This is a genomic window from Salinimonas chungwhensis DSM 16280, from assembly GCF_000378185.1.
In the GTDB taxonomy this organism is placed as follows: domain Bacteria; phylum Pseudomonadota; class Gammaproteobacteria; order Enterobacterales; family Alteromonadaceae; genus Alteromonas; species Alteromonas chungwhensis.
In genome coordinates this window covers 94,916-104,682 of record NZ_KB899390.1, presented here as the reverse complement: position 1 = coordinate 104,682, position 9,767 = coordinate 94,916, and the positions used below count along the sequence as shown (strand labels likewise).

Sequence of the window (9,767 nt, the reverse complement as noted above, 5' to 3'; positions counted from 1 at the left end):
TTTTTTTGATGCCCAGTCCAAGCCAATGAGCACTGAGAACTTATCTAACGAGTTAGTCATGACAACCTCCTGAATATGAAGTTTGTTATGTATCCTTTACTCGTCGAAAGTAATATGGATGGCGTTCACTGCATGCCCTGAGTATTCGTTATGAGTAAAGTAACTCATTGCATCGAAGGTAAAGCGGTAATCATCTAATGACTTACGTACAATGTTCGTATGCAATGAGCACATAACCTAAGTTATTTTAATTCAAATAAAGTAGGTTGAATGACCATATTACGTACAGAGCGGACCCACAAATTCTATATAGTCTTATACACACAACCTGTGGTCTATCACGCCACCTGGTCGTCGCGCGCTTTGATAGAAACTCGCCCTTCATATCGAACTTTTGTTCTATGCCGCGGCTTGCAAACTGCGATGTGTCTGCCGTACCTTGTGTTGATACTATCGAACATATTCATCAGAGCGGGATCATCCTGGCTGACGGCTAACAAATCTTGTTGCTGATGCTGTGTATCATGTCAATCAACTAAACCAACGCCACATTTATAGTACCGGGTACCCGATTTAAAAGTTGGGGCACGGCCTCAAAAATTGCGCCTAATATGATCTGCGCACCACAGATGGGAACCTAAAACTGATGGTAAACCGACGTCTTAAAGTAACGGGCATTATCGTGGGGCGACGAGGCGGCGAAAATCACCATGCCGGCACAAAAGCTGTTGTGTTCACGCATTTTTCGTGACGCGGTTTCACCGTGTCCGTACAACGCATTATTCAATTCCAAGTGGAGGGGTTACCCGCTTGCAAACGTTGCGTGTACTGTAAATTTCTTTTTTAGCTGGCCTGACAGTATCCCTTTTATAACAGGCCTCTCTCTAAAGCTCTCTAACAGTATTTTCCATCAAAATCGAAAGGTCCTTACGGATTTCCTTTGCCGGCTATTCTGCCAGTTGCCAGGCGTTTTAGTCAGCACACCGTAAAGTGTGTGTTGATATACGTTTGCTAGCCGTCTTCTTTAATATCAAATTTCTTCGCAAATATCTGATCAACCAGACGCTCTGGCAGCATAGTAGGCAGGGTATAATTGATGAGCTTATTCGGTACAGGCGCATAGCGAGCTTTAGGTTTGTCAGCGGTCATCGCCTCATAAACGACATCGGCGATATCTTCAGTCTCGAGTCCGTCCTCGCCTCCTTCTATCATCACGTCCAGGAAGGTTTTCAGTGAGTCTTTCCACGCGCTGTCTTTATATTGCTCTGCAGCATTTGCTTCTTTTGCTTTTTTCCAAATAGGCGTTTTAACGCTCCCCGGGCCAATTGAAATTGAATCTATACCGTACACCATCAACTCACGACGCAAACTGTCTGTGATGCTTTCCATAGCGTGTTTGCTGGCGGTATAAGCACCCAGAAACGGTGATGGCAGTTCACCACCGACACTGGTTATGTTGACAATGCGTCCGGGATCGCCGTTAAGGCTTTCATCTGTACCTAAAAGGGGGAGAAAGGCCTGCGCCATACGCAGTCCGCCAAATGCATTTACTTCAAAATGCTGGATAAATTCGTCGATATCTTGCAAAGCCAGCGGTCCGAGTTTGGCAATCCCGGCATTATTAACGAGTCCGCCAAGCGTTTGTCCTGCCAGTTTTTCAGTGACAAAGTCTACCGCAGCGCTAATTTGCTCCGGCTTTGATACATCCAGAAAAACGGGCTGTATCTGAGATTCTTTCTCAGTAAGGCTTTTGGCATCGTCCTCGTTGCGCACGCCGGCAAATACTAGCCATCCTTCCCGCGCAAACTTGATGGATATGGATTCGCCGAGTCCTGAAGAGGCGCCTGTGATGATAATGGATTTCATATGACCGTTCCTTAATCAAGGAGTTGAATTTAATTCAGATATTCAGAGATTTGCAATGAGCAGGTAAATTGCCAGGAGGGCTTCTGCACTGAAATAGCCCCAGCTTTTTTCGGAGCCGGCATTGTTGAACAAAATCCCGGTAATTCGGCCAGCTGCGGCGCCGGCATAGAGAAAACCGACCATCGCAAAGGCTGCCGGGAGGGATAAAAATAATGCCCCGAGACCGGCTCCGACAAATAAAGCGCCGTTGGCCGCCCGGATTTCGGTATAGCCCATGTTGCTGCCGTCAGGTTTGAGACCAAGTTTTTTCATGGTAAAGCCGGGAGCGAGGAATCCTACCAGTCCGAGGGCTATAGTAAGCACCATTGCAATAATGTTGAGCGTGTCGATCATGATTTCCCCAAAGTAGTTATCTAGTTGATGTAAAAGGTCTGCCAGACTCCCGGAGATCTGAAGTTGTACCACGCTTCAGTGCAACGCAATCACGGAATGCACGGAGTCAGGCTTGATTGAGTAAACGCTGTTGATAAAACGCAGACATCATTGTTACTGCAATTTTCCCCGGCAAGATTATTCAGGAAGGTCACAAGAGGGGGCTGGAGGGTTAAATATGTTTAATAGGGACATTTGGTCAGTATGACAGAGTGCGTCGGAAGAGACTTTAAGCCTCTTGCCAGTGCCGATAGCCGACCTGGCAGCTTCGGCATAGATATCCGATTGACCAGGGGCATCAGCGAATTTTATTCAGCCTGAGAAAACGATAACGCCATGTCAGCACAATGCCAGTGACCAGGCCGGTTAGCAGCAGCTCACCCATACGGATTTATCGTATGAAATCTAGTATGCACTACAAGTGACGGTAACCATCATCCTGTGTCTCGGGTTCAGTATATTCTTCATGTTTGCTAATTTAGACCCCTTAGCGGAGAAACAGAATAGAACATTTTTGGCATTTTCGAGGGAAGGTTTAAATGTGTGCTTTACATACACAGCTACCGTTCAAGAAGTGAGATGTCACCGGCAGCTGCGGGCACCAAACAGACTGTGAGTTAATGTCTGAGCTTAATCCAATTTATCAGCAACGATTCAGCGAGCAATAATCTATCGAGAGCCGGTTGGAGAGCCCGGCCTTCGCCGGGATGACGGTAACAATTAACCCAACTGCGTCTTACCCTAAGACAACCTCACCTTCGCGAGTTTGACGGCAATGACACTAAGTCGACCTCACTTAAAGAACGAGTAGAAAAACTTTTGCCTTGCCCTTGGGGAGCTGCACGATGCACGCTGGCATAGCGGTTGTCTCTACAACGCTCGTCTGTCTCAATAGTTGCTGTTTTTTGGAAGAGTTCACCACTGAAGTCAGTAATCAATGATAAACAAGCCATTTGCAATCGACCTGCTGGCCTCGGAGATGTCTGGGTGGCACAAATGCAGTTGGCCATGCGCAATGGCGAACTCATCGTGTATGCTGCTTTTCGAAAGTTAACTGGCCCTTTCGATAATCAGTGAAAGTAGTGATACGCTATTTGTACCGTCTCGGCAGCGACAAAATGACGCCTTTCTGACACAGGCACCTATTGCCCTACCAAAAACAAAAATGCGTTATGCCAGGCAGTCAGATGTAGCTGCTAGTCCCCTGGCAGACCGCTGATGTCAAATCCATTTATCTATACCAACAACTCGTTAGTTCAGAAGATATGCGAATCTGGCCGGTTACAGGAAAACGCGCTTTGTGTAATGGGAGAAACGAATTGCAGATGCCGGGGCACCGGCCAATATGGTTCACCCTATTAGCATCTGGTTAGGTGGGGCAATAGTGAACCAGAAGCTGCCCGCGCGGCAAGTCTCATTCCGGGTCGGTTTCAGTCGCATTTTTTTGATGAACATCAGTCTACCAATGTTGTCCTAAGGTTGATGTATTGGCGGATGGGGCACTTTTAAGCCTTGATGTCGACATGGCAACTTGAAAGCCTGCCCTCTTGAACGGTCGCTATTCCTTACTGTTTAACACCCTCCCCGTAACGCTAATTAGTGCTGGCGTGTTATACGCTGTAGTGGTGGTGCTTACCGTCCATGTCGGGTATTCGAGAAATCACACCTCACCCGGTAATTTTGCAACTTATGAAACACACTTTTTCGTCCTCTATTAAAAATAAAAACGCTCAATTTTTAACCGCTAACTGTTGGTTTTTTTTACACTTTTTCTATTTTAACATTTCTTATTTAATATTTTACTTTAAAAATCAAGAACTTGTATAAATGGCGCGCAGATTGCTTTTTTGAATAAAAAACCATCAATAATTACATAGTGTTAATACGCTACCCGCGACAATCATGATTTGAGGTTTGCACCTGCATTCTAAACAAATCTTCGTAGTTGGTTTTTCGTTTCTCGTAGCTGGAAACTGAAATTTGCTAAACGTAATTCACTTACGTCGGCATATTCAACAAGGTGAACAAAAATCACCAGAAAATCCAAAAGGGAGAGAAGATGAAGTTTAATAAAATTCTCACTGGCATGGCGCTCTCAGGTGCCATGATAAGCTGTGTTTTTGCAGCTCCCAGTAACATCATTCAGGTAGACAAAAGCAAGTTTTCTGACGCGGGACCTGCACCAGCAGTAGCCCAATCTCACAATCTCTATATTATTCAGATGCGCGGCGCTCCGGCAATTGCAAAAGCATCTGAACTTGGAGAGTTGGTACCAAGTAACCCTTCAGCGAGCAAATTTGGTAACCAGTACAACCCCACTTCACCTAAGATTTCTGCATACATAAACGCTGTAAAACAAAACCAGCAAAAAGTAGCATCCGATATTGGTAATATCAATATCATCCATAGCTACTCACATGCTTACAATGGCTTTTCAGCCCGTTTAACGGACAGTCAGGTCAACGCCCTTAAAAACCATCCCGATGTTGCAAACGTGTTTAAGGACGAACTTCACCAGCCGGCAACGGCGAACACGCCGGAATTCCTTGGTCTTACCGGCCCAGGAGGTCAGCATACCCTGGGTATAAAGGGTGAAAACGTTATCGTGGGGATCCTTGATTCAGGCATTTGGCCTGAAAACCCGTCGTTTAGTGAAGACTCTCAGGTCCCTGAGCTTTCATACGCTCCCCCTCCTGAGCGCTGGGATGGCGCCTGTGATGAAGGTAGCGTCGGTGAGTTTGTTAATGCCGACGGTGTGGTTGTCTATAATGACGAAACCGCGCCTGCAGATAGTTTTGAGTGTAACAATAAACTTATTGGTGCTCGCTATTTCGGTGCCACCTTCTCTAGTGTCTACGAGATCCAATTCCCACTTGGTGAATTTGCTTCGCCCCGTGATGCTGATGGTCACGGAAGCCACACGGCATCTACTGCCGCGGGTAACCAGGGCGTTACCGCTACGCTTGCGGGAGTGGAGGTAGGAACCGTTTCTGGCATGGCGCCTCGCGCACGGATTGCCGCTTATAAAGTGTGCTGGAACGCCAATTATGTTAGCCCAGACGGTGCCCAGGAGCGCGGCTGTTTCTTTGGTGACAGCATGGCCGCCATCGACCAGGCAGTCGTTGACGGTGTCGATGTTCTTAACTACTCCATCGGTAACAGCAACGCGATAAATTCGCCTGTCTATAACGCAGCACTTCGTGCAGCGGATGCAGGTGTCTTTTTCTCTGCTTCTGCCGGTAACAGTGGTCCAGGACCGGACACTGCCGGTAACATTGCGCCATGGGTTACCACAGTCGCTGCCTCCACTTATGACGGTGAATCTGCATTGGTGGGAACAGAACTTGAGGTAAACACTGGTATCTTAGCTGGTCAGACGTTGTTCTCTATCCCCGCCGACATCGGCGCAGCCATTCCTGAAGAAGGCTTTTCTGGTGATTTGGGTCTGGCTGAGCCACGTCTTGCATGTGAACCGCTTACCACTGATCTAACAGGTCAGATTGCGCTAATCGAACGTGGTGTTTGTCCATTTGTTGATAAATTCGACAATGCAGTCGCTGCCGGCGCTACCGGGGTTGTTGTTTACACTGATGATCGCACACCTATTGCTATGGGCGGAGATGACAGCTTCGATATTCCGGGCGTTATGATTACTCGCGCTGATGGCCTGGAGCTGGTTGACAGTGTGAATAACGGCCCAACCAATATCACCATGACGACTACTTCTGCCTCTGGAACGGCGACAGAGGTAGGCAACATCATGGCAGGCTTTTCTTCACGCGGCCCGAACCCGCAGACCAACGATATCATTAAGCCTGATATCACAGCCCCAGGGGTAAGGATCCTTGCGGCAACCAGCTCCAATCAGTTGGAGTTTGGCGGAAACGTAGATGGCGAGTCATACGCGTACCTACAGGGTACATCAATGTCCAGTCCACATATTGCCGGTCTAGCTGCACTGTTCGCCGGGCAGTATCCGGATTGGACACCGGCTCAGATAAAATCGGCTCTTATGACAGCTGCGCGCCAGAACATCGTGAAAGAAGACGGTGTGACGCCTGCTGATCCGTTCGATTTTGGTGGTGGTCACGCTGATCCGGTTCCGGCAATGAACCCAGGACTTACCTACAATGCAGAGCTAGGCGATTACTTGGCCTTCCTGTGTGGTCAGGGCGAGTCAGGTCTGGTCGAAACGCTGAGTGAGCAAACCTGTAGCGAACTTGAGGCTTCTGGCTTTTCTACCGATGCAAGCCAGTTGAATTACCCTTCAATTGCTATTGGTGAGCTTTCAGGAACCGAAACTATCTACCGTACCGTCACCGATGTGACAGGTGCAGGTGGTGCCTATTCGTTCAGCATTGATGCACCTGAAGGTGTAGAAGTATCCGCAACGGCTATCGATAGCGACGGCAACGCGATTGGCGACGGCATGCTGGAAGTGCCTGCAAATGGAACCGCGGCCTATGCACTTACGTTTACTACTACTGATGATACGATACCTGAACAATGGGCATTTGGCGCATTAACGCTGGAAGGTAACAATGGTATTAACGTGCGCAGCCCAATTGCCGTGCTCCCTCTTCGTGAAGCAACCATTGATGTACCTGAATCGCTGTCTCTGCAATTGAGACGTGGTCGTGCACCAATCTATGTACAAACCTTCTACACTGGTGATTTCTCGGTAGACTATCAGGGTCTGACCCCTGCCGCAGGATTAGCCGGTACAGCAATTTCACAACCCGGCGCGTTTAATTTTAACGCAAATCTGGCGACATCAACCTTCCTAACCATAGATGAAGGTACATCGCTGATGAGGTTTACATTAACAGACGACCTGGTGAGTGCAGAAGGTGCAAATATTGACCTTTACCTCTACCGCTGTGTTGATTTTAGTTGTAACCCTGTAACGTCCTCAACCGGCCCAACGTCAAATGAAGACATCACCGTAGTCAACCCTGTACCGAACGATCCGAATGATCCAGGCGCGTTATATATCCTTTTTGCGCAAGGTGTGGATACATTAGGTGCACCTTCTGTCGACTACACATCGCTGGTATGGATCGTTGATCAGAAAGAAAGTACAACCCGCGTGAGCGCATCACCCCGAGCCATCGCTAATCGTTACCAGAATGTTTACCTTCTATCCAGAGGGTTGGACCCTGACCAGCTGTATATGGGCACCATGACATTTTATGACAACTCAGGCGAATCACAGGGTACAACCATACTGGAAGTTCAACCTTAAACAACGAAGCCGGGGAACACGCGCCTGTGCTCCCCGTTAGTTTTATAAAAAAAAAGGAAGTATAATATGCAAGTTTTTAAGAAAATGTGTATCAAAGCGGTTATTGGCTTGGGCGTGCTGTTCACAACATCATTCAGCGCAAACGCAGCGCTGATTTCGCAAGACGTTCTTGACGTTTTCACTGGTGACAAACTCGGTTCCGTTACCGTCAGACTGAATAACAATTTATTCGATACAGGTCTGGTCAGCAGCGCCTTTGGTGATGATGTGGAGGTTGTCGACTTTGAGTTAGGCGATCTATACTCATGGGGCGATGAGCTGGATGTTATTTTTGCCGATGTAGATATTGATACCAATGATCTGTCTGCCGGTATCCAGTTCCTGAACCTGGATTCCAATGACGTGGGCTTTGGTCCTTTCACCTGGGGCTACCAAATGAACTATGAGGCGTTTTTTGGTGATGGATTCCTGGATATTTTTCAGGTTAGTGATGGCACTCTCGTCGACTTCTACACTATCACACTCGGTCAGGCAACCGTGGTTCCTGCTCCCGCCACCATGGGGTTAATGATACTTGCAGCAGGCGCGATATTTATTCGACGCAGACGTCTGGTTTAAGCAAACGAGTCTTTTTAAAAAACCCGGTTCGCCGGGTTTTTCTTTTAGTACCACAGGATAAAAAAACCTGCTCTTCAATATGCTGTTAGTACATCCTGTTGGATTGACATGTCTTCGAACGTTGTACAGTGCACTAGCCTTTTCACCCAACGGACCTTCACAAAAGCTAATAGTTATTGCGGAACTACGGCGGAAAAGTATCGATCAGATTATGTATGTTGGTAGCTGGAGACGAAAAGGTGTATTAATCGATTAATTTATCTTTGGAAGATAACGGACGGCACCGTGTTGCAGACAACAGTGTTGAAAGTAAAAGACCACAAAGCGATCAATGCTGATAAATGGACTTGCGCTTTCGGTGAAGCTGTATTACTGACAAATAAAAACTACCGCCCGCTGCCTTCCGTTTCCTAATGCTTGTCTATAGTTTGATTCCCAGAGCAATAACGTACTTGTCCTGATGTCTAATTTGGACCAGCACCTCTGCAAGGCGTAGTGTCGCAACTCGTTACTCTAGATTTTTATTGGATGGTGGAAACGTTCAATGTAACCGAAGATGACTGTGAACTAGCTGTTGCGTTGGATAGTTTTTTTATTTTAACTAATCATTTTTGAACAACGAGAATGAGCGCACAGCTAGTATCTTTAATGAAAATGGGTGATCTTTTAATTGCTCGCTCGACGGTTTGAATTATAAAATATAGCGGCCTGTGTTATCCGCTCATCAACCGCATCGTTTACGCAGTTATAAAGCTGTAAAATATCTGGTGGACCAGGGTTTTGCCACCCGAGACAATGTTTTTATTGTAAACATCTGATTATGAAAATTAATTTTGCAAGCTTAAATACGATAACAAAGTTTTGAAGTTTCTGCTCAGGCACAAATGGTATTACAGAAATGCGCAGACTCAGTAACTCTTCCTTTTGCTAAATACCAAATTATTAATGTGAATGGATGACACCAACAAAGATATTGTTGCCACGTTATCGAGAAACTAAAGTCTTAAAAATAAAAGGGCCTACCGGCCCTTTTATAAAGAATCGTGTACCAATTAACCTTGGTATCGACGGGCCCAGAACAGGCCAGCTAGCATGATTAGCACGATGCCAAACGTCGACGGTTCAGCAACATTGGCCGATACCGCTGTCGCGTTCAGCGTGTAATCAAAAGCGCCTAAGCTGAAACCTTCATTACCGCCCACTGCCAGCGTGTAAAAACCACTTCCTACTATGCCTGCGTCGAGTTCATTATTCCCCGCCCCAGGCAGGAATGAATCGGTCCCGGTGAGGTATGTCAGACTTTCACCGGCAAAGTCAAAAAAATCAGCGCCGTTATTAAACAGAAATCCAGGATCCATCATAATTTCGCCCGCATATAAACTCATGCCCATGGATGTAAAAGCGGTATTCAGAGAAAAACTGAGATCCGTATCGGAGGACAGCTCAAAGGTATAAAAATCAATGGCTGACGTATCCCCGCTCAGCCAACCACTTTCACTACTTAGAATACCCGAAGCTGACCCCGGTACGCTTAATGACATTATTGCGGCATTTGCCTGAACCGCTACCAATAGTGACGCTAATAAAACTAATACTTTCATAACTA

Annotated in this window: 7 protein-coding genes; 2 read left to right on the top strand and 5 right to left on the bottom strand. The window is 46.8% G+C overall.

All coding sequences use genetic code 11. The features are described from left to right. Positions 1-247: 247 nt before the first annotated feature. The 4 genes from F458_RS21215 to F458_RS0116960 form a co-directional block, all read right to left on the bottom strand. Positions 248-385: a hypothetical protein gene (locus F458_RS21215; RefSeq protein ID WP_083928659.1), complete on the bottom strand. Its 138-nt coding sequence runs from the start codon at positions 383-385 to the stop codon at positions 248-250. Between the two features lie 252 nt (positions 386-637). Next, positions 638-793: a hypothetical protein gene (locus tag F458_RS20775; protein WP_156824284.1), complete on the bottom strand. Its 156-nt coding sequence runs from the start codon at positions 791-793 to the stop codon at positions 638-640. Between the two features lie 218 nt (positions 794-1,011). Continuing rightward, positions 1,012-1,866, bottom strand: coding sequence for an SDR family oxidoreductase (locus F458_RS0116965; protein WP_018984637.1), 855 nt, complete (start codon positions 1,864-1,866; stop codon positions 1,012-1,014). Between the two features lie 42 nt (positions 1,867-1,908). After that, the gene (locus F458_RS0116960; protein ID WP_018984636.1) at positions 1,909-2,259 is read right to left on the bottom strand and encodes a DUF4345 family protein; all 351 of its coding nucleotides are present in this window, start codon (positions 2,257-2,259) and stop codon (positions 1,909-1,911) included. Between the two features lie 2,098 nt (positions 2,260-4,357). Here F458_RS0116960 and F458_RS0116950 point away from each other — a divergent pair. Beyond that, the gene (locus F458_RS0116950) at positions 4,358-7,543 is read left to right on the top strand and encodes a S8 family serine peptidase (RefSeq protein WP_018984634.1); all 3,186 of its coding nucleotides are present in this window, start codon (positions 4,358-4,360) and stop codon (positions 7,541-7,543) included. A gap of 66 nt (positions 7,544-7,609) precedes the next feature. Continuing rightward, positions 7,610-8,161 carry a PEP-CTERM sorting domain-containing protein gene (locus F458_RS0116945; RefSeq protein WP_018984633.1) on the top strand — a complete coding sequence of 184 codons (552 nt, stop codon included), beginning with the start codon at positions 7,610-7,612 and terminating at the stop codon, positions 8,159-8,161. Positions 8,162-9,213: 1,052 nt separating this feature from the next. Here the strand turns inward: F458_RS0116945 and F458_RS0116940 are convergent. Next, complete coding sequence (locus F458_RS0116940; RefSeq protein WP_018984632.1) at positions 9,214-9,762, bottom strand: hypothetical protein; 549 nt, start codon at positions 9,760-9,762, stop codon at positions 9,214-9,216. Between the last annotated feature and the right edge of the window lie 5 nt (positions 9,763-9,767).